The following is a 25,714-nucleotide window of genomic DNA, read 5'->3' as shown; positions in this document are numbered from 1 at the left end:
TGCCAAACCAACTCGTTCAAGCGGCGAAGATTTGTACCGACAGGATAAAAGCGGTGATAGGAATGAGAAATTGAGATATGTGCGAGTCGCGAAAATGAGAAATCTAGACAATAAAAAAAGCCGCCCCGGGTCACCTTTGGGGTGACCGGGGCGGCTTGTGGGATTCCGGCGATGACCGACTTTCGCGCTAAGGGCACTATCATGGGCCTGACGGGCTTAACGGCCGTGTTCGGGATGGGAACGGGTGGGACCCCGTCAGTATGGTCGCCGGAAATTCGTCCGCCGTGCGTTGAGGCCCGGCGGACGCGACTTCGGTGGATCGGGTCACGCGTCGAATGGACCGCGGCTGGCAGGCACACCCGAGGACCTCGACGACAGCAGATCCCGTGGGATCGGATCGTCACATGGTCCGGGTGATATGTGAACCACACCTCGGATCTCATCCTTCGCCATCGGCTTCATGCGAAGCCGGGGGAGGCGGACGGATCGGGGTGGTCAAGCGGTTGGCTGTTAGGACCGGTCGGCTGCGGCGATCGCTCGCCGTGCACTCCCGGCCTATCGACCTGGTCGTCTTCCAGGAGCCTTCGCACTTTCGTGCCGGAAACCTCGTCTTGGAGGGGGCTTCGCGCTTAGATGCCTTCAGCGCTTATCCGGTCCCGACCTGGCTACCCGGCGATGCCCCGAGCGGGACAGCCGGCACACCAGAGGTCGGTCCTCCCCAATCCTCTCGTACTAGGGGAGACGCTCCGCAAGTTTCCTACGCCCACGGCAGATAGGGACCGACCTGTCTCACGACGGTCTGAACCCAGCTCGCGTACCGCTTTCATTGGCGAACAGCCAAACCCTTGGGACCTTCTCCAGCCCCAGGATGCGATGAGCCGACATCGAGGTGCCAAACCTCCCCGCCGCTAGGGACGCTCGGGGGAGATCAGCCTGTTATCCCCGGAGTACCTTTTATCTGTTGAGCGACGGCCTTTCCATCCAGCACCGCCGGATCACTAACGCCGACTTTCGTCCCTGCTCGACTGATGGGTCTCGCAGTCAGGCACCCTTCTACGTTTGCGCTCGCGTTGCCCGATTGCCGACCGGGCCGAGGGTACCATTGCACTCCTCCGTTACTCTTTGGGAGGAGACCGCCCCAGTCAAACTGCCCGATGAGCATGGTCCCGGCCCGGGCTACGGACCGGTGAGGATCAGGGTCATTTCAGGGTGGTATTTCACCGATGGCTCACCGACGGCTGGCGCCGCCGTGTCGCAGCCTCCCACCTATGCTACACAGAAAGGACACTGACCCAATGCCAACCTGCAGTAAAGGTTCACGGGGTCTTTCCGTCTGACCGCGGGTACGTGGCATCTTCACCACGGCTACAGTTTCACCGGGTCCCTCGTGGAGACAGTGCTCCAGTCGTTACGCCATTCATGCAGGTCGGAACTTACCCGACAAGGAACTTCGCTACCTTAGGACCGTCATAGTTACGGCCGCCGTTTATCGGGGCTTCGGTCGGCAGCTTCGCTCTCGCTGACCGCCTTCCTCAACCTACCGACACCGAGCAGGCGTCAGACTCTATACGTCCTCTTGCGAGTTGGCAGAGTCCTGTGTTTTTGATAAACAGTCGCTAGAGCCGATTCTCTGCGGCTCACCTTGCGGTGAGCACCCCTTATACCGAAGGTACGGGGTCATTTTGCCGAGTTCCTTCACGAGGGTTCTCCCGAACGCCTTCGGATGCTCGCCTAGCACACCTGTGTCGGATTGCGGTACGGGCCGGTCATGTCGTCCCCGCGGGGCTTTTCGTGGCCGGGAATTCAAAGAGCTTCCAGATCGAATGCTGTCGGCCTTGCGGCACGGGGGTATCTAGCGCCCCGACTCTCCTCGTCCCGGCGTCCTCCGCGGCTCAACCTTCATGACGGGTGGCGGAATATTAACCGCCTGTCCATCGGCTACGCCCTTGGGCCTCGCCTTAGGTCCCGACTGACCCTGGGCGGATTGACCTTCCCCAGGAAACCTTGTGCTTTCGGCGGATGGGCTTCCCACCCATCTTATCGTTACTCGTTCCGGCATTCGCACTTGCCCGCGCTCCACCGGTCGTTTCCATCCGGCTTCGCGGCGGCGGGCAACGCTCTCCTACCATCGTTTCCGATCCGCGACTGCGGCGCGACGCTTAGTCCCCGTCATTTTCGGCGCGGGATGGCTCGACCGGTAAGCTGTTACGCACTTTTGAAATGGTGGCTGCTTCTAAGCCAACATCCCGGCTGTCACCGCGATCCCACTTCCTTTGCCACTGAGCGTCGACTTGGGGGCCTTGGTCGGCGGTCTGGGTTGTTTCCCTCTCGAACGTGAAGCTTATCCCCCACGTTCTGACTCCCGGGGTCCGCCCTGCGGTATTCGGAGTTGGGTTTCGGCGGGTAGGCGGGAAGCCCCCCGACCGAATTCCGTCGCTCTACCCCCGCAGGGTATGTCCCGAGGCTGGCCCTAAAGCCATTTCGGAGAGAACGAGCTATCTCCAGGTTTGATAAGACTTTGACTCCTCCCCACGGGTCCTCCCCCAGTTTTTCAACACTGGTGGGTTCGGTCCTCCACGGCCGGTTAGGGCCGCTTCAACCTGCCCATGGGTAGTTCACCTGGTTTCGCGTCTACTGCACTCGACTATGGCGCCCGATGAAGACTCGCTTTCGCTGCGGCTCCTCCCCTGAAGGGATTAACCTGGGGCCGAATACAGTAACTCGCCGGATCATTATGCAAAAGGCACGCGGTCAGGCTGGCCTAAGCCAATGCCCTCCCACCGCTCGTAGGCACGGGGTTTCAGGTTCAGTCTCCTCCCCTCATCGGGGTTCTTCCCACCGTTCGGTCGCCCTACTGGGTTCGCTATCGGTCGTCATCGAGTGCTTAGCCTTGCGGGATGGTCCCCGCCGATTCAGGCCGGGTTTCACGTGCCCGACCCTACTCGGGTACCGGATAGGGGAACTCGCATCGTCGCCTACGGGACTCTCACCCGCTACGGTGTCCAGTTCCAAGGAACTTCGGCTGACGCTCATTCATCCCACGACTCCGGCCCCACGACCCCGGGTGGTGTCCCACCCGGTTTAGGCTGGTCCCCGTTCGCTCGCCGCTACTGAGGGAGTCTCGGTTGATTTCCTTTCCTCCGGGTACTGAGATGTTTCAGTTCCCCGGGTATTCTCGGGCATTCCGGGATCGACGCTCGTTCGGCAGCTCCCCCGGACATTTCGCAGCCTTCCACGCCCGAATCTCTGATGACGCCTAGGCATCCCCCCCGTGCCCTTAGGAGCTTGACCACGCCGATCCGGCCGCCGCACGGGTGCGACAGTCGATCCGGCATGGGTCACGTTCCCGCTTGGTGAGTCGGCGTCTCGCGACGCGGCTTCACCACCGTGTAACGATACTTGCGGGCCCTGTCCGCCTCTCGGCGTCTCAGGCCCGCGATCCGTAAGGGTTCCACTGTTGTGGAGATACTTGGTATGCCACTACCATTGCTACGGTATTCTTGCGTGACCAAATCACCGAATTGTCAAGGAGCGATCGGCGCCCGGCAACCCGGGGCCTACCTGGCCGCTGGCCAGGGGGCGAAGCTGTCGGATGACAGCACCGCCCCACACCCAGCGGAGCATCAAACATCGAGATAGAGTAGAGGTGGGATGATCGCTCATCCCACCGTCACCCCATCAGATTTTCATCTGAGACAGTCGATCGGTCGTGGTGTCTTCGTTATCGGACCCGCGTGGGAAGCCGGCGTCAAGCGTCGAGAACTAGGGACGGTGCCGATGCGGCCTTTCCGACCGGACGACGCGAGAGAGCTCGCACCGCTTTGGCCCGGTCTCGGGCCGAGATTTTCCAAGGAAATCCTTAGAAAGGAGGTGATCCAACCGCAGGTTCCCCTACGGTTACCTTGTTACGACTTAGTCCCCATCACGGGTTTCATCTTCGGCGCCTGCCTTGCGGCTCCGGCGACTTCGGATGCCCCCCGCTTTGGTGGCTTGACGGGCGGTGTGTACAAGGCTCAGGAACACATTCACCGCGGCATGCTGATCCGCGATTACTAGCGATTCCAGCTTCATGCGGGCGGGTTGCAGCCCGCAATCCGAACTGAGGGGCGGTTTTTGCGATTAGCTTGTCCTTGCGAACTTGCGACGCTCTGTCCGCCCCATTGTAGTACGTGTGCAGCCCCAAGCATAAGGGCCATGAGGACTTGACGTCATCCCCGCCTTCCTCCGGCTTAACGCCGGCGGTCTGTCTAGAGTTCCCGCCATGACGCGCTGGCAACTAGACACAGGGGTTTCGCTCGTTAGGGGACTTAACCCAACACCTCACGGCACGAGCTGACGACAGCCATGCAGCACCTGTGCACGTTGTACCTTGCGGCCTTACCGGCGTTTCCGCCGGCTAATCCGTGCATGTCAAGCCTGGGATAAGGTTTTGCGCGTAGCCTCGAATTAAGCCACATACTCCACCGCTTGTGTGAGCCCCCGTCAATTCCTTTGAGTTTCAGCCTTGCGACCATACTCCCCAGGCGGGGCACTTCACGGTTTCCCTACGGCAGGGAGCCCATCGGCGAGCCCCCTACCCAGTGCCCATCGTTTACGGCCAGGACTACCGGGGTATCTAATCCCGTTCGCTCCCCTGGCTTTCGCGTCTCAGCGTCAGTAAACGTCCAGGACCTCGCTTTCGCCACGGGCGTTCCTTCCGATCTCAACGCATTTCACCGCTCCACCGGAAGTTCCAGGTCCCCCTACGTTCCTCCAGAAGAGTCGTATCCGCGCCCGTTCCACGGTTGAGCCGTGGGATTTCAGCGACGGACGTGCCCTCCCGCCTACACGCGCTTTAAGCCCAGTGATTCCGAATAACGTTCGCACGGTTCGTCTTACCGCGGCTGCTGGCACGAACTTAGCCCGTGCTTCCTCCAGGGTTCAGTCAACCTCGCGGCTTCTTCCCCCTCGACAGGAGTTTACAACCCGAAGGCCTTCGTCCTCCACGCGGCGTCGCTCGGTCAGGCTTGCGCCCATTGCCGAAGATTCTCGACTGCAGCCTCCCGTAGGAGTCTGGGCAGTGTCTCAGTCCCAGTGTGCCGGGCCACGCTCGCACGCCCGGTAGGCATCGCAGGCTTGGTGGGCCGTTACCCCGCCAACTACCTAATACCACGACGGCCCGTCCCGGAACGCCGGGGCTTTGGCGAGGCCTCGATGCCGAGTCCTCGCGTCGCTGGGGATTACCCGCAGTTTCCCGCGGCTATACCCATTTCCGGGGTTGGTTACCGTCGCCTTACTCACCCTTGCGCCACTGGCCTTGCGGCCCGTACGACTTGCATGCCTAATCCACGCCGCCAACGTTCATTCTGAGCCAGGATCAAACCCTTCAAAATTGGTCCGATTCACCATCCGAAGATGGCGTCTCGATCCTCTCCCTTCGGGTCGAGGAAATAACTGACTGGTCGCAGACGATCCTCATTGGGATTTGCATCCCGGAATCGTATGCCGGTTGGTGCTGCCGTCCCTGCCGTCTTCCTCCCCAACCGGGAGGGGACGACCCCGACAGCTTCACGCCGGCTTCCCTCGAGGGTCCACAACGATCCACCACGATCGACCGAATTGTCAAAGAGAGCCCCCGACGATGTCAGCGGCCGGAGCGACTTGCCTCTTGGGGCGAGTCATTCCGGCCGAACACCAACGCAGGGATACGCGACCCACAGTTCAGTATCGGTTGTCCGTTACCGTCCTGTCGGCCGGTCGTCGTCACCCGTGTTGTCACAGGCGACAGGGGTAATAGTATCGGGAAACCGTCCGGGGTCAATAACCTACCGGGGATTTTACTCGGAATCTATTAAGAGACCCGCGCCCCCCTCCTGGTTCAGGTCCTCCCCTGCCCCATCCTTCCGGCATGAAAACGCTCGTTTGCCGGTAGGAGCCCCTCCCCTGCCCCGCCTGGGGTGAGCCACCCGTCATGGGTTATGAGAGGAGGCCTTCGTCGAAGCCACTCGGGACAGTCACGATGCACTCATGGTTCCGCGTTCCGGCTCGTGTATGATCGGCAGCCTCTCGAGTGGGACGAAAGCGTGTCGGAGTTGCCGAAATCTCTCATGGGCGGGTATCGCTTGTCCGGGGGGAGTTTGGTCTTCCGTGCTTGCATTCTCCGAGGGCCGGGCAACGGTGCCTGGAATCAGCCTGGGTCGGGATGTATCGATGAAGCTGCCTTCGGGGCTTATCCCGGTCGGATCGATGAAGGTCCACGGGTTGTCCCCTCGATGAGTCACAGGAGCTTTGCGCATGAATCGTCGACGTTGGGTCTTCGCCGTGTTGGCCTGCTTGGCGCTCGCGAATGGTCGCATGAGTGTTGGGAGCCAGATCGAAGACTATTTGCGACGTGAAGATCCCACGTTCGCCTGGAAAGAGGACGGGGTTCAGAAGACCGAGCTCGGGACGGTCGTCTCCCTGCCCCTCGTGTCCCAGACCTGGCACGGCATCCGTTGGGAGCACGGTGTGCGCGTCTATGAGACGGCAGACGTGAAATACCCCGACGTCATGCTCCTCTTCATAGTGGGCGGCAGCTACAACAGCAAGCCATTCGCGCAGCGCGACCCGAAGGATGATGTCCTCGGCTTTACGCTGGCTCGCGCGACGGGAGCGAGGGTCGCCGTCCTGCCGCAGGTCCCCAATCAACCTCTCTTAGGGGACAAGGTTGAGGACGCCTTGATCGCCGAGACCTTCGTCCGTTATCTGGAGACGAAGGATGCGAGCTGGCCCCTCCTCTTCCCCATGGTCAAGAGTGCGGTGAAGGCCATGGATGCTCTGCAGGCCTGGACGAAGGAGAAAGGCAAGCCCGTCCCGTCGCGATTCGTGGTGACGGGGGCCTCGAAGCGAGGCTGGACCACCTGGCTGACCGGGGCGCACGATCCCCGCGTCATCGCCATCGCCCCGATGGTCATCGACACTCTCAACTTCCCTGCCCAGCGCAAGCATTACCTCGAAGTCTGGGGCAAGCCGAGCGAGGAGATCGACGATTACACCAAGCGAGGACTGAGCGACATCTTCGACAAGCCCGAAGGCGATCGCCTCTGGAAGATGGTCGACCCCTACAATTACAAGAGCAAGCTGAAGCTCCCCAAGTTGCTCATTAACGGCACGAATGACCCGTACTGGACCGTGGACGCCCTCAACATCTATTGGGATGAATTGGAAGGGCCGAAGTCGGTGGTCTATTTGCCGAACGCCGGGCACGGGCTCGACCAGAACCGCGACTACGCCTTGAGTGGAGTTGGGGCGCTGCTCCGTCACGCCGTCAACAACCGCAACCTTCCTGACATGAAGTGGCAGCACTCCGATGAAGGGAGCAAACTCAAGCTCGCGATCGAGTCCAACCCCCCTGCCCTCTCGGCCAAGCTGTGGGTGGCGAAGTCGGACACGCGTGATTTCCGCCAGGCGAAGTGGAATCCGACGCCGATCAGCCTGAGCGACACCAAGGGTGTTGCCGAGGTCGATCGCCCCGAGTCCGGTTTCATCGCGATCCTCGGTGACCTCGAATTCGAGATCGAGGGCCTCCATTACCACCTCTCGACACAGGTCCGACAGACCGGCAGCAAGTAAGCTGAGTCGGCGACAGGTTGAGTCGATGATGTTATAGAGCACGGCTTCGATGCCCTCTGTCATACAAGATGGAGGGATCGAGGTCGTGCTTCTCTTATTACATAGGCGGAGGATACTTTCTCCTTCGAATACACTGTGGGAGGATTGAGACTCCCTCTTGAAAATCCCCTGATTTGACGAATTGGCTGAGATCCTGCTGGGTGCATGAGTGCTAGAAGTTGTAGTGAGTTCCTGATTCAATGTCTTGCTAAAATGTTCCATCATGAGATCTGAATAATAGGTTCGCATGCGATGGGCTTGCTTTACACCGATGGAGCGAGCTGGATCGCCACGGTTGAGAGGTTGACGAATTCCTTCGGTTTGGCAGCGGGTCGGAACCATTGCCGGATGTCCGCGTGCGCTACGATCGTGTTAGTAGGAAGAGGCTACGAGCTCGCCGCGGAAATCGGGGGCCTGGCGGGTAGTCTGGCTCCTTGACGGTGGTTGCGCAGCACCCTTAGGATGAACCCACTCCATCTTCCAAATTGCGATCTGTCGGAGTGACTTCATGATCTCCCGATGCACCGGGTGCGGGATCCTCGGTCTCCTATTGGTGTTTTCCCAGGGCTGCGGCGACGCCGGGGACGGCGGCGGCAAGCCGGGCTCGGCCCCGAGTGCGTCCGGGAGCAAGAAGGTCCAGCTCGTCGGGTTCGACGCGAGCGAGCCTCTCGTTCATGCGATGCGACAAAGGCGACTCCAGGGGGTCGTCGTCCAGAACCCGATGCGCATGGGCGAGACCTCGGTGAAGAACCTCGTGGCTTACCTCGAGAAGAAGGAGGTCGCCGCGAAGGTCTCGACCGGCGAGACGCTCGTCACGCCCGAGAACCTCACGTCGCCCGAGATCGAGCCCCTCATCAACCCTCCGAAGGCCGACAATCGGACGGAAGGGAATCTCTCCGGCACGAAGACGAAGAAGTGGCGCGTGATCGTCATCCCCAAGGGAACGACCCACGAGTTCTGGAAGACCATCCACGCGGGAGCCCTCAAGGCTGCGAGCGACCTGGGCAATGTCGAGGTCGTTTGGCAAGGGCCGCAGAAGGAAGATGACCGGCTCCAGCAGATTGAGCTGGTGCAGAACGCCATCGCGACGGGGGTCGACGGCATCGTCCTCGCCCCGCTCGACTCCAAGGCGCTCGTCGGTCCGGTCGAGCAGGCCGTGGCCAAGGGGATCGCGGTCGTGGTCATCGACTCGGGGATCGAGACCTCGAAGATCGCCAGCTATGTCGCGACCGACAACTATCACGGCGGAGTTCTCGCCGCGAAACGTCTGGGCGAGATCCTCAAGGGCGAGGGCAAGATCATCCTCCTTCGCTATGCCGTCGGATCCGAGAGCACGGAGCAGCGCGAGAAGGGATTCACGGACACGATGAAGGCGGAGTTCCCCAAGATCACGTATCTCTCGGATACGGAATATGCTGGCGCCACCTCGGACTCGGCCCAGCAGAAGGCGCAGAGCCTCGTCACCCGGTTCCGAGGCCAGGTCGACGGGATCTTCTGCCCGAATGAATCCAGCACACTGGGGATGCTGCGTGCGCTCGAGGGGGCCGGGATGCTGGCCTCCAAGCCGTGAGCGGCCCGCTGCTCGAGATGCAGTCGGTGTCGAAGGCCTTCGGTGCCAGCAAGGCCCTGACCGACGTCTCGCTCTCGCTCGCGCCGGGAGAAGTCCACGCCCTGATCGGCGAGAACGGCGCGGGCAAGAGCACGCTGATGAAGATCCTCAGCGGAGCCTATCAGCCGGATAGCGGTTCAATGGTCCTGGGCGGGAGCACTTACGCTCCCAAAGGTCCGCGCGACGCCCGCCAAAGGGGAGTCGCGATGATTTACCAGGAGTTGGCGCTCGCCCCGCACCTCACGGTCGAGGCCAACATCATGCTCGGGCAGGAGCGATCCTCGGCGGGCGTCGTGCGCCGAGGGGAGCATCGACGGCTCGTCACCCAGGCTCTGCAACTGCTCGACCACCCGGATATCAAGCCGAACGCCCTTGTCTCGGAGCTCAGCGTCGGGGCCCAACAACTCGTCGAGGTGGCACGGGCCCTCGTGGCTGATGCGCGGGTCATCGTGTTCGACGAACCGACGAGCTCGCTCACCGAGCAGGACGCCAAGCGGCTCTTCGTCGTGATCGAGAAGTTGCGGGCGAGTGGTTTGGCGGTCGTGTACATCAGCCACTTCCTTGAGGAAGTCCGGCAGGTGGCCCGGACCTATTCGGTGCTCCGCGACGGCCGCCTCGTCTCGTCGGGTCCGATCCAGGGGACGCCGCTTTCGAAGATCATCGCCGAGATGGTCGGGCGTGATTTGACCGAACTCTTCCCCAAGATCCCGCACGAGCGTAGCGGGCCCGTCCTTGAGTTGAGTGAGATCCTGGCGGACGGTCGGCCGGGATCCTCGCTGACCCTCCATAAAGGTGAGATCCTCGGCATATCCGGGCTCATCGGAGCGGGGCGCACGGAGATGCTGCGGCGGATCTTCGCTCTCGATCCGGTGAGGCGGGGCGAGATCCGGATCAAGGGAGAGGTCGAGCGGCGGGCGACGCCGAAGCGCCGGATTCATCAGGGGCTGGGGTTCCTCAGCGAAGATCGCAAGAGCGAGGGGCTCGCCTTGCGACGCTCCATCGAGGATAACCTGACGTACTCCGCGCTCAAACGCCATGCGTCCCTGGGGATCCTGAACCTGAGGAGTCGGCGCAAAGATGTGGAGCGTTGGGTCGCTCGCCTGCGGGTGAAATGTCAGGGGCCGGGGCAGGCGGTCGGGGAGCTTTCGGGCGGGAATCAGCAGAAGGTCGCCATCGCCAGGCTCTTACATCAGCAGGCGGACGTCTTCCTGCTCGATGAGCCGACGCGGGGCATCGATATCGGTTCGAAGGCGGAGATCTATCAACTGATCGGGGAGCTGGCCGCCGAGGGGAAGGCCGTGCTGATCGTCAGTTCGTATCTTCCCGAGCTTTTCGGGATCTGCGACCGGATCGCCGTGATGAGTCGCGGGAGACTCCGCGAATGCAAGCCCGTCGGGGAGTGGACCGAGCATACGGTGATGGAAGTTGCCACGAGCGGATAGGGTTGGCTTACGCTCGAAATGTGGCGGATCTTACTCTAGAGATGTAATCGCCAGGCTGCCGGATCGGGTGAGAACACGGACCGCGCCGCGTTTTTCCGGGGGAGCGCATCGTGAGCGATGGGATTCAAGGGGCGAGCGGGTCCGCCGCGGGGCGCTCGGCGATCAAGGGGACGCTGGGATGGATCCTGACGGCCCTGGGGCCGTTCCTCGGGCTCGTCTTGATTACGTTCCTGTTCGCGTTCCTCACGCGAGATTCCGGCACGTTCCTCACCGTCTATAACTGGAGGATGATCGGGGTCCAGACGGTCATCGTCGGCATCGCGGCCCTGGGCATGACGATCATCATGATCGCCGGGGGGATCGACCTCTCGGTGGGCTCCGTCGTCGCGCTTGTGACGGTGGTCGTCGCCCTGATGGTGCGGGGGACGTCGATCGACCTCCCGAATCCGTTCCGGTCAGGCTCGATCCACCTCTTCGACCTCAAGACGAACCTGGCCGTCGCATTAATAGGAGGGATCCTGGTCGGCGGGCTCTGCGGGTTCGCGAACGGGGCGTTCATCACGCGACTGGGCGTGGTCCCGTTCATCATCACGCTGGGGAGCCTCAAGATTTATCGAGGGCTCGCCAAGTGGCTGGCGTCGAGCACGTCCATCTATATCCCGGCGGACTCGAAGCCCTGGTGGTTCGAGCGGATCCTCGCGACGGAGCCGGAGCCGAGCTGGCTGCTCGTGGCTCCCGGCGTCTGGCTGCTCCTGATCCTGAGCGTCATTTTGGCTCTGGTCCTCAGATATGGGCTCATCGGCCGTTATATCTATGCGGTCGGTTCGAGCGAGCCCACCGCGAGGCTCTGCGGCATCAACGTATCGGGGATCAAGCTGATCGTTTATACGCTGGCCGGTCTGGCGGTCGGGCTCGCGGGGGCGATGCAGTTCCTCTATCTGGTGGGAACCGGCGACCCCACGACGGCCGACGGGCTCGAGCTCAAGGTGATCGCCGCGGTGGTCATCGGCGGCGGGAGCCTCAGCGGCGGCGAAGGGACGGTGCTCGGGACCTTGATCGGGTGCCTGATCATGTCCGTGCTCAATAACGGGTGCGTCCACGCGGGTTTGCCCAACGAGAGCCAGGACATCATCATCGGCGCGATCATCATCGCGGCCGTCGCGCTCGACCGGGTGCGACGACTCCGCCAGGCCGCGAGCGCGAGTTGAACGGATTGTCGGCGGTTCGCCACTCCCCCAGACGACACTTCGAAGGAGAGAACTCATGCCGGGACGATGGATTCGCTTGGTGGTGCTCGGGTCGGTGCTCGGATGCACGGTCCTGGCGAGGGCGGAGGATGAGGCTCACGTCCATGAGCTTCCGTCCATCTCGGTCAGCGGGACCGGCAAGATTTTCGCCGTCCCGGATGTCGCCGAGGTCTCGGCCGGGGTGATCGTCGACGGCACGACGGCCGAGAAGGCCCTCGCCGACAACTCGACCCTCATGGCCAAGGTCATGGATCGGCTCAAGGAACAAGGGATTGCGGCCAAGGACATTCAGACGACGCAGATCCAGGTCAACCCTCGCTACTCGCAGCCCTCGGGTCGCGTCGCGGGTCAGCGTGAGGGGGAGGAGTTCATCCCTCGGCTGATCGGGTACCGGGTCAGCAACACCGTCACGATCACGGCGAGGAAGGTCGACAAGCTGGGGTCGTTGCTCGACATGCTGATCCGGTCGGGGGCTAATCAGCTCTATGGCATCAGCTTCCGGGTCGACAACCCGGAGAAGCTGCTCGACTCGGCCCGCAAGGAGGCCGTCGCCGATGCCAAGCGCAAAGCGGAACAGGTGGCGGGCGAGGCGGGGGTCGTCCTGGGGAGCCCCTTGAAGATCGAGGTCGACGGCGAGAGCGGCCCTCAGCCTCCACGCTTCTTCGGCGGGGAAATGCGAATGATGGCGGCGCCTGCTGCCCCGGTGGCGGCGGGCGAGCAAGAGCTGCGAGTGAACGTCCGGATCACGTATCGCATCAAGGAGGCAAAATAGAGGATTCGGGTGCCCGGGTTCAAGGGCGGGGACTGAGGTTGCCGATGCAACTTCGGATTGACAGTGCGGGGTATGGTCCCTAGGATGCGGTCGCGCCAAGCTCTCACGTCCGAGGCCTAGCCTGGGACGCCAGGATGGCTCTCCGATCGCATCCCCCCCGGCGACCTCGCTGGCCAGGATTGAACTAAGCACCCTCGCTGACGGAGTCATGCCTCGCCTGGTTTGTGAGCTCGAGACATAGGAATGTCGAGCCGCGAATCCGCGAGAAGAGGGTGGTCAAATCGGGCGGAGTGGATGTACACCGCTTGATTCACAGGGAAGTGCGACCACGCATGGCCATCACCACGCCACCTTCTCCGAGCCTCACTCGCCAGCGCCCGAAATCGGTCCGCCCCTCCCCCGTCGTGCGCAAGGATCCGGTCCCCAGGCGCATCGCCTCGAATTTCGCCTTCCTCAGCCTCGCCGAGATCGTCTGCCGCGCGACCTCCGTGGGCGTGACGCTCTCGCTGGCCAGGCGTCTGGGGCTTTCGGGATATGGGCGGATCGAGTTCGCCTTCAATATCGTCTTCTGGCTCGTGCTGCTCGTGAGGGATGCCTTCGAGGTCATCATCTCGCGTGAGCTGGCCAGGCACCCTCGCCTGATTCGCCCGTTGGTGAATCATGTGCTGGCGATCAAGGGGACGCTCTCCCTGGCCCTGTTCGTCGGGTTGGTGACGATGGGGGCTTTGACCCTCTCCACGGCCGCCGATCGCGCGATCCTGATCCTCTATGGGCTCCTTTTGCTGACGACGGCGTTCGGGCTCGACTTCGTCTTCCGGGGGACGGAGCGGATGGGCCTGGTCGCCGTCTCGCTCTGCATACGGACCCTCGTCTATGCCTGCGGGGTCTGGTACTGCGTCACGGATGCGAGCCGGATCGTGCAGGTCCCGGCCTGGCTGGCCGCGGGGGAGCTCTGCGGCATCACGCTGGTCTGGATCACGTATTCGAGGCAGTACGGCATCCCGCGCCCGGTCTTCGGGATCAGGTTCCTCCGCGTCTTCGCGAGGCGAGGCCGATCGGTCTGCCTGATCCAGATCGCCCAGACGATCCTGGGTTCGGCCGACCTCGTCGTGGTTTGCCTGATGAGCCAGTGGGCCGATGTGGGCCGCTATGGTGCGCCACACCGAATGATCACGGCGATCTCAACCTTCGGATTCATCTTCCAGCAGGTAGCCTTCCCCACCCTGGCCCGGTCGTGGCGTCAGACGGCGAAGGCGGGGCGTGAGACGCTCGACACGATGGTCCGTGTCGTCATGCTCGGCCTGATCCCGATCGCCGTGGGCGGGTCGGTCCTGGCCGAGCCGATCATCCGGCTCCTGCTCTCGAATGAGTATCAGGGGTCGGGGCTGATCTTCGCGCTTGGGATCTGGCGAGCCCCGCTGCTGACGCTGGCCTTCCTCTATCAGAGCACCCTAATCGCCGTGAACCTCGAAGGTGTCGGGGTCCGCCTGCTCCTCGCGGGTGCGGTGGTGGCTGGGCCGTTGGTGGCGCTGCTGCGATCGGCCTATGGGTTGCCGGGGGCCTCGATCGGGATCCTGATCATCGGTTTGTCCCTGGCGATCGCCGGGTACTCTCTCTTGGCTCGCGCAGGGCGCCAGCCGGCCTGGCATCATCACATCGGCTTGCCTCTGGCGTCGTCGATCGTGATGGTCCCGGTTTGCCTGTATCTGGTTCAGTGGCACGTCCTTCTGGCGGTGGCCGGGGGCGGGGCCACGTACGTCGGGTCGCTGATCCTCATGGGGGGGCTCCGCTGGGAGGACCTCCAGGCGATCCGATCGAGGCGGAAGAAGCCGGCGACGGAGCCGGTTGTCGCCTGCGTCGCGAATGCTCATTGAGGTGAAAGCCGAATTGGATTTGCGGGTTGCAGGAATTGAACGGGTGAGGCGGGATTTGCCGATGGAGGATACATCGGTGACGCGCGAGTCCCTGGTTAGGGATGACCGGGACATGGGCGTTGGGTCGTTGGCTCGGAAAGAACATTCGGGCCGCGGCGATTCGAGACAGGGAGGTTTCTGTTGAAATTCTGCATGGTCACCACCTTCTTCGGCGCTCACAGCTTCGGGGGAGACGCCGCCTACGTGGATCGCCTCTCACGCGCCCTCTGCCGGCGTGGCCATGAAGTCCATGTCTTCCACTGCGCCGATGCCTTCAACGCCGTCCGTGGCAACCATCCGCTCCGGCCTTATACGCCTCCCCCCGGGCTGCATATTCATAAACTCGAGAGCGGGGTGGGAATCCTATCGCCGCTGGCGACTCAGATCACGGGCAAGCCGGTCTTCAAGGCGGCCGCCTTGCGAGAGCAACTCGACGCGGTGGACACCGACGTCGTTCACTTCCACAACATCTCGCTCGTCGGAGGTCCGTCGGTCCTGGAATTCGGCAAGAATGCCACCCGAATCATGACGGCGCATGAGCACTGGCTCATCTGCCCGATGCACCTTCTCTGGAAGTACGGGAAGAAGGCCTGCGACGGTCCCGAATGCCTGCGCTGCAGCGTGGCGGGCAAGCGTCCCCCGCAGGTCTGGCGACATACCGGGGCCATCGAGCGAGGCCTGAGCCAACTCGATGCCCTGATCTTCCCCAGCCAGCACACGCTGGAGGAACACCGCACGCGGGGCATCGAGGCCCCCCTGCTCCATCTCCCTTACTTCTTGCCCGACGACTGGTCGGCGGGGATCGAGGATGAGGACGTCGAGGCGACGGCCCGGCCCTATCTCGCGGCCGCCGGTCGGCTCGTCCGTATGAAGGGATTCCAGCGCCTGATCCCGATGATGCGCTATCTCCCCGAGGTCGACCTCCGGATCGCAGGCACCGGCCCGTACGAGGCCGAGCTTCGTCAACTGGCCGAGGGGCTCCCCAACGTCAAGTTCGAGGGCTTGCTCGGCGGCGAGGGGCTTGCTCGGCTCTTCCACGGGGCGAAGGCCGTGGTCGTGCCGTCGCTGTTCCCCGAGACCTTCGGCTACGTCGTGCTCGAGGCCTTTGCGGTGCGGACCCCCGTGGTCGTCGACACCGGCGGCGGGGCCCTTGAGGAGACCGGCGTGATGAGCGGCGGCGGGCTCGGGTACTCGACCGACGCCGAGATGCTCGTCGCTCTCCGGCGGATCGTCCACGACGAGGACCTCCGCGAAGAACTGGCCGACCGCGGCTTCGCACAACGCGCGGGGGTCTGGTCCGAATCCGCCCACATCGACCGCTACTTCTCGATCATCGACGGCATTCGAGCCTCGAAGGCCGGTAGGACGCCCCACGGCGCCCGTTCGAGCGTCGGCGAGGCGCTGAGGGCGAGCCGGGGCGAGTGGAGTTCTCGCAACTAATGCGACGCGCGCGTGGACTCCTGGTCGTTGTCCCGACCCTGTTCGCGCTCTTGCTCGGTTGCTTCTCGCCGTTGGTCGCCCATCCGCGCTGGCTGCTCGCCGACGGCGAGCGGTCCAGCATCGACTACGCCTCGCGCGACGTCAGGCCGCCGGGCAACGATCTGATCTTCCTCTTCCTGCCGCATTACATCCGGATCTCCGACCAGGTGAATCGCCTGGGGCGGCTACCGCACTGGGATTCGTCCGGATTCGCCGGGCGTCCCCTCATCGGCAATCCCCAGGCGGGCCTCTTCTACCCGCCGTTCTGGGTCGCGATCTGGGCACGCTCACCGGCCTCGCTGGGATGGCTCACCGTCGCCCACCTGCTCTGGGCGGGCCTGGGGACCTATCTCCTCGTGCGGTCGTTTGGAGCGGGAGTCCTGGCGTCGACGATGGCCGCGGGATGCTTCGCCGCCTCGCCCTACGTGCTGGCGCATACCTTCGAGGGGCACTATCCGCATATCTGGGCGGTCTGCTGGTATCCGTGGGCGTTCCTCGCCTTTGCGCGAGGCCGTTCGGGGCATCGAGCCTGGCTCTGGACGCTCCCGCTGATCCTCGCCCTCTGCTTCCTGGCCGGGCATCCCCAGGAGTGGTATTACCTCGTCTTCGTGCTGGGCGTCTGGGGTCTGGCGGATGTCGTCGCCGCCTTCCGGGCGAAGCAGCCGGCCGGAGCGATCCGGATCGGGACGACCTGGGTCGTCATGCTGAGCCTCATGGTCGGGCTCGTGGCGATCGAGCTCGTGCCCGACATCCTCGCCCAGCGCTGGACGCTCCGCGGCAGCCGCATCGGCCTGGGGCGGCTCAACCATTACCAGCTCCACCCGCTGAACCTCTTCCAGTTGCTCGGGCCGGGAGCGCTGGGGAACGCGGCCAACTACTTCGGGCACGACAACCTCTGGGAGTCGCTCTTTTCGATCGGGCTCGTCCCGCTGACCCTCGCCGTTGTCGCCGTGGCCGTTCATCCGAACCGGCGCCTGGTTCGAGGCTGGCTCCTGCTCGTGGGGGGGACGACCCTCTTCGCCGCCGGGAAATACTTCGGCCTCTTCGCGATCCTCTACGAGCTGGTGCCGGGGATGAACCGGTTCCGGGTCCCCTCGCGTTCCCTCTTCCTGGCGAGCCTGGGCGGGGCAGTTTTGGCGGGGCTGGGTGTCGATGCCTTGATGCGACGCATGGGGGAGCGAGGCGTCTGGCTGCTCCTCTTCGCGCGAGGGCGGAAGATCGCGATCTGGCTGGTCGCGGGGCTCGTCCTCATGACATTCTTCGCCGCGTCGGATCATGCCGTCCGCGCGGTCTGGCGGTCCAACGCTCCGTATGACCCCGCCGCGAAGCCTGTGCGGGTCCATCACTCGATGCTCGACCTCGACATCATGCCCTTCGCCGCGATCCAGGTACTGAGGAGCGGGGCCTTCTGGCTCTCGCTTGGCGGGACGCTGACGATCGTCGCCATGGGGCTCAAGATCGAAAGTCGTCGTCGGATGGCGGTCGCGTCCCTCGTCGGCCTCGCGCTCGTCGAGCTGACGATCCACGCGAATGCGATGGCGAGGGTGACTCCCGCCGCCACATTCATGGGGGATGACCCGGTCAGCACGAATCTCGCCGAGGCCTCCCGCGGGCTGGACGGACCCTTCCGGATCCGGGCCAGAGATACGATGTACTCGGACCTCCGGGCCGTCGCCCATGGTTTCGAAAAGATCAACATCAATGATTCATTCCAGATCCAGCACGCCGCGGATCTTTACGAGAGCCTCTATGCGTTACTGTACGTCTTACCCCCTCCGGACCCTCGGGAGCCGATGAGCGCGGCCACGGCCGAGTTCTTCCGGCACGTCCGCCAGGCCGTGCTCGACCGGCTCTGCGTGGCATTCCTCGTCTCCGACCACGTCGAGCTCGACCCGGCCTGGCCCTTGATATCGAGAGGGATCTGGAACGGTTCGACCTACGCCATCCACCGCAACCCCTCGGCGATGCCTCGTGCCTACGTCGTCCCTCGTGCCGAAGTGATCCGCGAGGGAGCCGGCGTTGCCCTGTCGCAAGGCCGGTTCACCGACCCCCGCCAGGCCGTGATGATGACCGCCGACCCGCTCGACGGCCGCGGGCCTCGGCAGCCGTTCACGCCGGCTCGCTTCGTCGAGAAGTCTCCGGACGACCTCGAGATCCGCGTGGAGACACAGGCGCCCGGGCTCCTTGTGATCGCCGATACCTGGATGCCCGGATGGACGGCCCGCGTGGATGACCGGCCGGCGGACATCCTCCGGGGTAATCACGCCCAGCGCGTCATCCCGATTGACAAATCGGGTTCGCATGTCATCAACCTGCAATACGAAGCCCCGGGCTGGCGTCTAGGCCACTCGGTGACGCTCCTCGCCCTGGGGCTATGGCTCATCGGCTCGCTCTACTCCCTCCGCCCGCCGAAGGATTGAACCCTTCCTGCCCGCAATCCTCTTCCTCTCACGGTTGTCCCTGGACCTCATGTTTTCAGGCGCAAGATTCAGAAATCTAATAACGAGAGATGTAGTACTGTTTTTTTAGGGTTTGTTCGTCTTCGTCTGGCGCGGTAACTCGCGGTCATCCTCGATTGATTGGGTGCAGTGTCGCGATTGTGTGGAAATTGTGTTACTCCATTGCACTGCATGGAGTAAGAAATACGTACTACGAAATGATTCATTGTATAACAACGTTAGTAGATAAAAAATATTGTTTGGCGACCATTTTCTTATTGTCATCCTGGGCATCGCGCGGCACTCTAAATCATAGACTTCCCCATCAATAGCTTTGATCGGTCGTGTACGGTGGCATCATCCGGAGGCTGTGTCATGCCCAAACGTAGGGGATTTACCCTAATTGAGTTGCTCGTCGTCATAGCGATCATCGCCGTCTTGATCGCGTTGCTCCTGCCGGCGGTGCAGGCGGCGCGAGAAGCGGCCAGGCGGGCCCAGTGCGTCAACAACCTGAAGCAACTGGGACTGGCCATCCACAACTATCACTCGCAGCAGAACGCGTTCCCGCCGCTGGTGCAGAACGGCGCGAACCCGTACGTGTGGGGCACGCCCTACTTCGATCCCTGGCCGCTCGACTGGACGGCGTCGCTGCTGGCCCAGCTCGAACAGCAGCCCCTCTACAACTCACTGAACTGGACTTGGGCGACGGGATTCCAGGGCGCGGGGAATGACCCGGCCAACACGACGGTCTTGCGGACGCAAATCTCGGTGGTGCTCTGCCCCTCCGAGAACATCACCAACCCCGCGATGGGCCCGGGCACCCGCAAGAGCTACATGGCCAACGTCGGCGGCCCGTCCCCGTTCATGGCCTGGAGCGGCATCTTCGTCCCGCTGATGCAGGACAACCTCGGCCTCAACGGCGTCTATACCAACGGGAATTGCGGTACTTTCGGAATCGCATCGGTCATCGATGGGACGTCGAACACGGCCATGTTCAGCGAGTCGTTGATCGGCTCCGGCCTCGGCGCCGACAAGGTCACGATCGCCACCACGAAGCGGAGGTCGACCTACCTGTTCCCGACGGGCCTCGCGGCGCCTCAGGACCAGGGCCCGGCCGGAGGCGCGTCGGCGTTGGCCCTCGTCAACGCGTGCAAGGCCCTGCCCGGCTCGACCCCAGGCTTCGGCACCCTGGTGCCTCCCAACGGCAACATCTGGATCGGGGGCAACCCGGGTTCGTGCCTGATGTGGGATTCTTATAACCACTACATGACCCCGAACTCGACCGGCTGCCACTCGACGACCGACGGCAACACCGGCGGCTATGGCGCCTTCCCCGACGCCATGCCCCCCAGCAGCAACCACCCCGGCGGCGTGAACATCGGTTTCGCCGACGGCTCGGTCAAATTCGTCAAGGACTCGGTCAACCTCCAGGCCTGGTGGGCGATCGGGAGCCGAAATGGCGGCGAAATCGTCAGCAGCGACGCCTTCTAATTCCTTCGGTCGATCTTGATGGGAGGCAGGACGGGCTCCCGCCCCGACGATGCCCAAGCGGCGGCCTGCCCTGCCGGGGGAGTCTGCCCGAGCGACCCCGTCCGACGATGGCGGGGTCCTCTCTCGTCCCACGGCGACCGACTTCTAATCGAGGGAGATTCCAACCGATGCGACGCCTGGTTTACGTGCTCTTTGGCGCCATCCTCACCACGGCGCTGAGCGCCTGCGGGGGGAGTTCCGAAGGCACGACGGAGATGAAGCCGACGGACATGACGCCGTTCGAAGATATGAAGAAGCAGATGATCGAAAACATGAAGAAGAATAGCAAGGGCGTGAAGCTGCCCCCGGCGGTCTCGGGGAAGACGAATGCGAAGGGCAAGTGATCCGCAAGCGGACGCCGGGCTCGCGGAGGATGTCCGTCCGCCAGGGGCGGCGGACATTTCCGCGCGCGGGCAATCGCTGAGGTTGATGCGTGCCGGGCTCGTCGGCCTCTCGCTCCTGGGAGCGGCGGGGCTCTTCGCGATGTACAGGCCCGCGCCGGACGAAACGGCCCTGCTCGTGAAGGCCCAGGCCGACTTCAAGGCCGGGCGGCTCGACGATGCCGAGGCGGGCCTGGCCAGGCTCGCCGCGATGCGGCCCCAAAAGTCCATGGAGCACATGGCGCTCGCGCAGATCGCGATCGCACGCGATCAGCCGGAGAAGGCCCTCGCCGAGCTGAGGGGGATCCCCGACCGCGACCCCCTCGCCGCGATCGCCCGCACGCTCACCGGGCAGGTCGAGCTGAAGCAAGGGAAGGCCCGGCTCGCCGAGGCCCAGTTCCTCGCCGCGATCCGGATCGAGCCGAAGGCCGTCGAGGCCCGACGCGAACTCGTTTATATCTACAATATCCAGCATCGCCAGAAGGAAGTCGATGCTCACGTCCACGTCCTCTCGGAGGTCGGCTCGCTCCCGTACGACCAGCTCCTGCACTGGAGCCAGACCCGCAACATCGTCTGGAACCCGACGCGGGACTGCGAGGCCCTCGAGCGCTTCATCGCCAACGACCCCGACGATAGAGACTCGCGCCTGGCCCTGGCCGATGGGCTTCGCCAGCTCGGTCGGATGAGCGAGGCGGCGAAGGCCATCGCCCCGCTGCCCGACACCGACGTCCAGGCCAAGATCCGAAGGATCCTCTGGGCCTTCGACGACGGCGACCACGCCCGCGCCGAGGCCTTGCTCGCCGACGGGGTCGGCGACGAGCCGGGGCTCGCGAGGCTCCGGGGTCAGCTCGCGCTGGCTCGGGGCGATGCCAGGGGGGCCATCCATTACCTGAAGACGGCTGTCGATTTCGACCCGCTGGACCGGCCAGCCCTCTTCGCCCTGGCGACGGCGTACAAGCTTCAGGGGGAGGAGCCGAAGGGGGCCCGGTATCTCGACCAGGCCAAGAAGCACGACGCCTTGACCCCCCTGATCACGCGGGCCTCGACGAATGAGGGGCGGCTCGACCTGAAACTGCCCTCGCAGATCGGCGCGGCCTGTGCGGAGGCCGGTCGGTTGTACGAGGCGCTCGCCTGGTATAAAAATGCGATCGCCCGCGACCCGCTCGACACGAAGTCGCAAGGCGCGATCTTCAGCCTGACCCGACAGATCGCGGAGAAAGCCCCCGCGACGGCCTCGGCCTCGACGACCGCGAAGGACTCGACCTCGCGTGGCCGGGGGGCGGATGGCCAGGGGGGCTGATCCCCTGCCCGCCCCAGCAAGGCCGGATGCCACGATGCCTCGATCGACCCAGTTGCGCGTCTCCCTCCTCGCCATCGTCCTGCTCGCGACGGTCGGGATCGTCGCGGGCGTCGTGATCCGCCGGCGGGGTATCCAGGTCGACTTTACACAGGGCAAGGCCGACTTCCGGCAGCGTCGCTATGCCGAGGCCCTCGAGCGGCTCGGACGCGTCGCGAAGGCCTGGCCGAGGGACGTTGAGGTCGCGTATTTGCTGGGGGCCTGCGAGGAGCGGTTGAATCGCCCCGAGGCGGCCGTCGCGCATTGGGCCTCGATCCCGATATCGTCGACGACGGGGCCCAAGGCCGCACTCTCGCGTGCGAGGATCTTGATCCACGGGCTCGGCCGACTCAAGGAGGCGGAGCAACTCCTGCGGACGGTCAGGGCCGATGCCTCCGGTTCGCGTGCCTCGGCGCAATGGCTGTTGAGCGAGGTCCTCGTCTGGGAGGGGCGGCTCGACGAGGTCCGTCGCCTGCTCGTCTCGGCCTGGGATGGGTCGCAAGGGATGGACCGGGTCGCGATCCTCCGCGAGCACTGGCGCCTCGACCGCGTGGTCGTCGCCGAGGACGAGATGAAGCCGATCCTCGACGCAGCGGCGAAGGCCGCCCGGAAAGACGACCGCGTCTGGCTCGTGCGGGCTTCCCTGGCGACGCGTTACGGGCGGTTCGACGAGGCGAAGCGATGGCTCGATGCCTGTCGCAAGGCCGCGCCCGGCGACCCGGTCGTCGCACGGCTCCTGCTCCGCTGGGCACTCGACGCCGACCGCCCCGACGAGGCCGCGAAGGCCCTGGTTCCGCTGGCCGCGAAGGACCTGGAACCGAGGGAAATCCTCGCACTTCGAGCCTGGAATGCGCGTCGGCGCAATGACGCCGTGGGCGAGCGTCGTGCCCTGGAGGAGCAACTCAGGCTCCGCCCCGACGACGTCGCCGCCCTGGATCGGCTCCATGTCATGGCCCGCGAGTCCGGCGAATCGGGCCGCGACAAGGAACTGAGGGAACGGAAGATCGCGATCGAGCAGGATCGGGAGAAGTACCGCTGGCTCCTCATCAACCTGCCGAAGACCCTTGCCGAGGTCCCTGCCGAGCAACTCGCGAAGAACGCCGAACGCCTCGGGCGGGACTTCGAGGCTCGCGGCTGGTGGACCCTCGCGCAAGGGCAGAGCCCGGATAGCTCGGAGCCTCGCCTGGCCCTGGAGCGACTCGCCACTCATGCGAACGAATCCTTCGCGGCCGACGCGGAGTTCGCCGCATTGAAGAGCGAGTTCCAGGTAGCGGCCAGCCCGAGGTTGGCTCGGTCGGATGCGGAAGATATGCCGAAATTTGTGAATGGGGCCGATGGGTCGGGACTCTCGTTCGTCTACCGGACCGGTAAGAGTCCGGAGCGCCAGTTGCCCGAGACGATGGGGGGCGGCGTGGGACTCCTCGACTACGACGGCGACGGATTCGTCGACGTCTATCTCGTCCAGGGGGGGACGTTTCCCCCCTCGCGGGATGCCCCGGTGGCGGACAGGCTTTTTCGCAACCGAGGGGATGGGACCTTCCTCGACGCCACCGCGCAGGCCCATCTCGACCGCATGCCCGGGGGCTACGGCCACGGCGTGGCGGTCGGCGACTTCGACAACGACGGCGATCCCGACCTCTTCGTGACGCGTTGGCGTTCCTATGCCCTGTACCGGAATCGGGGGGACGGAACGTTCGAGGATGCCACGACGGAGGCGGGCCTCGCAGGAGATCGCGACTGGCCGACGTCGGCGGCCTTCGCGGATCTCGACAACGACGGCGACCTCGACCTATATGTCTGCCACTACCTCGCATGGGACGCGCAAAATCCGCTCATTTGCCGATCCCAGGGGGCAACGGGGTCTGTGGTCTCCTGCCTCCCGCTCCAGTTCCCCGCCATGCCCGAGCACGTCTTTCGCAACGACGCCGGCCGGTTCGTCGACGTCACGGAGGGTTCCGGGATCGTGGACACCGATGGCCGCGGCCTCGGGGTCGTCGCAGTAGATCTCACGAATGACGGCCTCGTCGACCTTTTCGTGGCCAACGACCAGACCGCGAACCGTTTCTATGTCAATCGCGGTGGGATGAAGTTCGAGGAGGTGGGGGCCTCGGCCGGTCTCGCCTGCGGTGCCGACGGAGTCTACCGTGCGGGGATGGGCGTGGCGTGCGGGGACGTGGACGGCGACGGCAAGATCGACCTCGCCGTCACCAACTTCTTCGGCGAGTCGATGACCCTCTTCCGCAACCTCGGCGGAGGCGACTTCGCCGACGAGACCTCGGCGTTCGGGCTCCAGGCCCCGAGTCGGTTTCTCCTGGGCTTCGGCGCGGCATTCGTGGACGTGAACAACGATGGGTCTCTCGATCTGGCCACGGCGAACGGACACGTCAACGAGGACCCCTCGCGATTCCCCTATGCCATGCCTTCGCAACTCCTGATCGGCGATCGCAACGGACGCCTTCGCGACGTCTCGGTGCAGGCCGGACCTCCCTGGAATCAGCCCGTCGTCGGGAGAGGCCTGGCGACTGGCGACCTCGACAATGACGGCGACGTCGATGTGGTGATCGTGCCACAGGAATCGCCCACGCTGCTGGCCTCGAATCGCACGCGAGGCGGCCACTTCCTGACGATCGCGCTGGAGGGGACCCGATCGAATCGCGACGCCGTCGGGGCTCGCGTGACGGTCAAGGCGGGGGAACGCCGGATCTCGGCCTGGCGGGTCGGGGGCGGGAGTTACCAGTCGGCCTCGGAGGGTCGGCTGCATTTCGGATTGGGAGAGACCGCGGTGATCGACGACGTCGAGGTGGCCTGGCCGTCGGGTGATGTCGAGCACTTCCGGGGCTGCGAGGCCGATGCCGCCTATCGGATCCGCGAGGGGGAGCCGACCGTCCGTCGACTCCCCGGGTTCGAGGCGTCCGGGCGGCTCAGGCCTCGGCCACGATGACGGTCGGGGTCGTTTTCGGAGCCTTCGGGAATGAAAGGACCGTTCCGACCGCGGCGCCGATCGACGTCAGGGTGAAGGCCAGCAGTCGCGTGATGGTGGTCGCGGAGATCGGCTGGGCGGTCTCGTCCATCGGGAAGGCGATGGCGCCGATGATGTCGTAGACCACGCCGCCGGCGATGGCCCCGAGGGCCCCGCCCAGTACGGAGGCCAGGATCTGGCGCCGGTCCTTGGTCCCGAAGCTGGCGACGAGACCTACCGCCGCGCCGATCGCCCCGAAGATGCCGCCGTGGACGAAGAGGGGCAAGAAGAGTTCCATGGAGCCGGTCAGATCCTGATAGTTGAGGATCACGGGCGCCAGGATCGCCGCCGCTCCCCCGCCGAGGACACCGCCTACCACCAGGCCGCCGAGGAGGCTGAGGATCGCCGAGCGGCCGCCGAAGAGGCGGCCGACCACGAGACCGATCGTCGCCGTCGTCAGTGCGCCGAGGATCCCGTACGTGAGGGCGGCTTCCTGGTGCTTGGCGGCGTTGCGCGTTTCGGCGGTCGCCCCGGTGACGGAGCCGCTCATCATCGGCACGGTACGCTCGGCGGGCTTGACCTTCAGGAGACCCTTCTCCCCCGCCCCCCAGCAGGCCAGGGCGCTCAGGATCGCGGCCAGCAAGGCGCCGACGAAGAGGCCCGCCGAGGGCTTGAGCTTCGCCCGATACGCGAGCGGGGCCGCGGTGGGGGTATTCGGCAACGGTTCTCCGGCGAGACCGGAATTCTGTGTGTCCATGATAGCCTCGTCTCGTCCGCGAGCGGACGAGCCCTTCGATAAAGACATCGGGGAGGATTGCACGATTATCGCCCATCATTCCAAGAATGTGGGAATCGTGAAAGATTTCTCCCCGGAAAATCCCGCGAGGTCGAGGAAATCAGGGCACTCTCGCGTCATCATCTGCATGATGCCCATAGGTGCAATCATCGTGCAGCGAATTCATGCTCGACACGCGAATTGA

At 64.2% G+C, this 25,714-nt stretch carries 13 protein-coding genes and 3 rRNA genes; 12 read left to right on the top strand and 4 right to left on the bottom strand.

Translation table 11 applies throughout. The features are described from left to right. Nucleotides 1-163: 163 nt before the first annotated feature. From rrf to ACOYYX_RS33960, 3 genes are all read right to left on the bottom strand, one after another. Nucleotides 164-272, bottom strand: a 5S ribosomal RNA gene (gene rrf / locus ACOYYX_RS33970). Nucleotides 273-491: 219 nt separating this feature from the next. Further along, nucleotides 492-3,291: ribosomal RNA gene (locus tag ACOYYX_RS33965) — 23S ribosomal RNA — on the bottom strand. A gap of 572 nt (nucleotides 3,292-3,863) precedes the next feature. Then, nucleotides 3,864-5,372 (bottom strand): 16S ribosomal RNA (locus ACOYYX_RS33960). The 16S, 23S and 5S rRNA genes sit together here, the layout of an rRNA operon. A gap of 901 nt (nucleotides 5,373-6,273) precedes the next feature. Between ACOYYX_RS33960 and ACOYYX_RS33955 the strand changes: the two genes are divergently transcribed. From ACOYYX_RS33955 to ACOYYX_RS33900, 12 genes are all read left to right on the top strand, one after another. After that, on the top strand, nucleotides 6,274-7,590 hold the full coding sequence (locus ACOYYX_RS33955; protein ID WP_422927093.1) for a PhoPQ-activated pathogenicity-related family protein: 1,317 nt from the start codon (nucleotides 6,274-6,276) through the stop codon (nucleotides 7,588-7,590). A gap of 547 nt (nucleotides 7,591-8,137) precedes the next feature. After that, nucleotides 8,138-9,199, top strand: coding sequence for a substrate-binding domain-containing protein (locus tag ACOYYX_RS33950; RefSeq protein ID WP_422927092.1), 1,062 nt, complete (start codon nucleotides 8,138-8,140; stop codon nucleotides 9,197-9,199). Further along, nucleotides 9,196-10,680, top strand: coding sequence for a sugar ABC transporter ATP-binding protein (locus ACOYYX_RS33945; protein ID WP_422927091.1), 1,485 nt, complete (start codon nucleotides 9,196-9,198; stop codon nucleotides 10,678-10,680). Before ACOYYX_RS33950 ends, ACOYYX_RS33945 begins: the two co-directional genes overlap by 4 nt. A gap of 110 nt (nucleotides 10,681-10,790) precedes the next feature. Continuing rightward, nucleotides 10,791-11,888 (top strand): ABC transporter permease, encoded by a 1,098-nt coding sequence (locus ACOYYX_RS33940; RefSeq protein WP_422927090.1) that lies wholly within the window; start codon nucleotides 10,791-10,793, stop codon nucleotides 11,886-11,888. Nucleotides 11,889-11,943: 55 nt separating this feature from the next. Beyond that, nucleotides 11,944-12,699: an SIMPL domain-containing protein gene (locus ACOYYX_RS33935; RefSeq protein WP_422927089.1), complete on the top strand. Its 756-nt coding sequence runs from the start codon at nucleotides 11,944-11,946 to the stop codon at nucleotides 12,697-12,699. A gap of 332 nt (nucleotides 12,700-13,031) precedes the next feature. Next, nucleotides 13,032-14,573, top strand: coding sequence for an oligosaccharide flippase family protein (locus ACOYYX_RS33930; protein WP_422927088.1), 1,542 nt, complete (start codon nucleotides 13,032-13,034; stop codon nucleotides 14,571-14,573). Between the two features lie 180 nt (nucleotides 14,574-14,753). Beyond that, entirely contained in the window at nucleotides 14,754-16,052 is a 1,299-nt protein-coding gene (locus ACOYYX_RS33925; RefSeq protein WP_422927087.1) for a glycosyltransferase family 4 protein, read from the top strand. Further along, nucleotides 16,052-18,511, top strand: coding sequence for a hypothetical protein (locus tag ACOYYX_RS33920; protein WP_422927086.1), 2,460 nt, complete (start codon nucleotides 16,052-16,054; stop codon nucleotides 18,509-18,511). Before ACOYYX_RS33925 ends, ACOYYX_RS33920 begins: the two co-directional genes overlap by 1 nt. A 393-nt stretch (nucleotides 18,512-18,904) precedes the next feature. Next, on the top strand, nucleotides 18,905-20,020 hold the full coding sequence (locus ACOYYX_RS33915; RefSeq protein WP_422927085.1) for a DUF1559 domain-containing protein: 1,116 nt from the start codon (nucleotides 18,905-18,907) through the stop codon (nucleotides 20,018-20,020). 167 nt (nucleotides 20,021-20,187) lie between these two features. After that, nucleotides 20,188-20,403 (top strand): hypothetical protein, encoded by a 216-nt coding sequence (locus ACOYYX_RS33910; RefSeq protein WP_422927084.1) that lies wholly within the window; start codon nucleotides 20,188-20,190, stop codon nucleotides 20,401-20,403. Between the two features lie 85 nt (nucleotides 20,404-20,488). Continuing rightward, a complete protein-coding gene (locus ACOYYX_RS33905) occupies nucleotides 20,489-21,739 on the top strand; it encodes a tetratricopeptide repeat protein (RefSeq protein WP_422927083.1) in 1,251 nt (416 codons plus the stop codon). 34 nt (nucleotides 21,740-21,773) lie between these two features. Beyond that, nucleotides 21,774-24,716: an FG-GAP-like repeat-containing protein gene (locus tag ACOYYX_RS33900; protein ID WP_422927082.1), complete on the top strand. Its 2,943-nt coding sequence runs from the start codon at nucleotides 21,774-21,776 to the stop codon at nucleotides 24,714-24,716. Here ACOYYX_RS33900 and ACOYYX_RS33895 read toward each other — a convergent pair. Then, nucleotides 24,697-25,491, bottom strand: coding sequence for a hypothetical protein (locus ACOYYX_RS33895; RefSeq protein ID WP_422927081.1), 795 nt, complete (start codon nucleotides 25,489-25,491; stop codon nucleotides 24,697-24,699). The genes ACOYYX_RS33900 and ACOYYX_RS33895 overlap by 20 nt on opposite strands. Nucleotides 25,492-25,714 lie beyond the last annotated feature (223 nt).

It is taken from the genome of Singulisphaera chitinilytica, assembly GCF_049331405.1.
In the GTDB taxonomy this organism is placed as follows: Bacteria; Planctomycetota; Planctomycetia; order Isosphaerales; family Isosphaeraceae; genus PoT.
This window is presented reverse-complemented; position numbering and strand designations above follow the sequence as displayed.

Bases quoted from the DNA above. Each gene is read 5' to 3' on its own strand.
- ACOYYX_RS33955 (WP_422927093.1), top strand. From the start codon at position 6,274: ATGAATCGTCGACGTTGGGTCTTCGCCGTGTTGGCCTGCTTGGCGCTC.
- ACOYYX_RS33950 (WP_422927092.1), top strand. From the start codon at position 8,138: ATGATCTCCCGATGCACCGGGTGCGGGATCCTCGGTCTCCTATTGGTG.
- ACOYYX_RS33935 (WP_422927089.1), top strand. From the start codon at position 11,944: ATGCCGGGACGATGGATTCGCTTGGTGGTGCTCGGGTCGGTGCTCGGA.
- ACOYYX_RS33930 (WP_422927088.1), top strand. From the start codon at position 13,032: ATGGCCATCACCACGCCACCTTCTCCGAGCCTCACTCGCCAGCGCCCG.
- ACOYYX_RS33920 (WP_422927086.1), top strand. From the start codon at position 16,052: ATGCGACGCGCGCGTGGACTCCTGGTCGTTGTCCCGACCCTGTTCGCG.
- ACOYYX_RS33915 (WP_422927085.1), top strand. From the start codon at position 18,905: ATGCCCAAACGTAGGGGATTTACCCTAATTGAGTTGCTCGTCGTCATA.
- ACOYYX_RS33910 (WP_422927084.1), top strand. From the start codon at position 20,188: ATGCGACGCCTGGTTTACGTGCTCTTTGGCGCCATCCTCACCACGGCG.
- ACOYYX_RS33905 (WP_422927083.1), top strand. From the start codon at position 20,489: ATGCGTGCCGGGCTCGTCGGCCTCTCGCTCCTGGGAGCGGCGGGGCTC.
- ACOYYX_RS33900 (WP_422927082.1), top strand. From the start codon at position 21,774: ATGCCTCGATCGACCCAGTTGCGCGTCTCCCTCCTCGCCATCGTCCTG.
- ACOYYX_RS33895 (WP_422927081.1), bottom strand. From the start codon at position 25,491: ATGGACACACAGAATTCCGGTCTCGCCGGAGAACCGTTGCCGAATACC.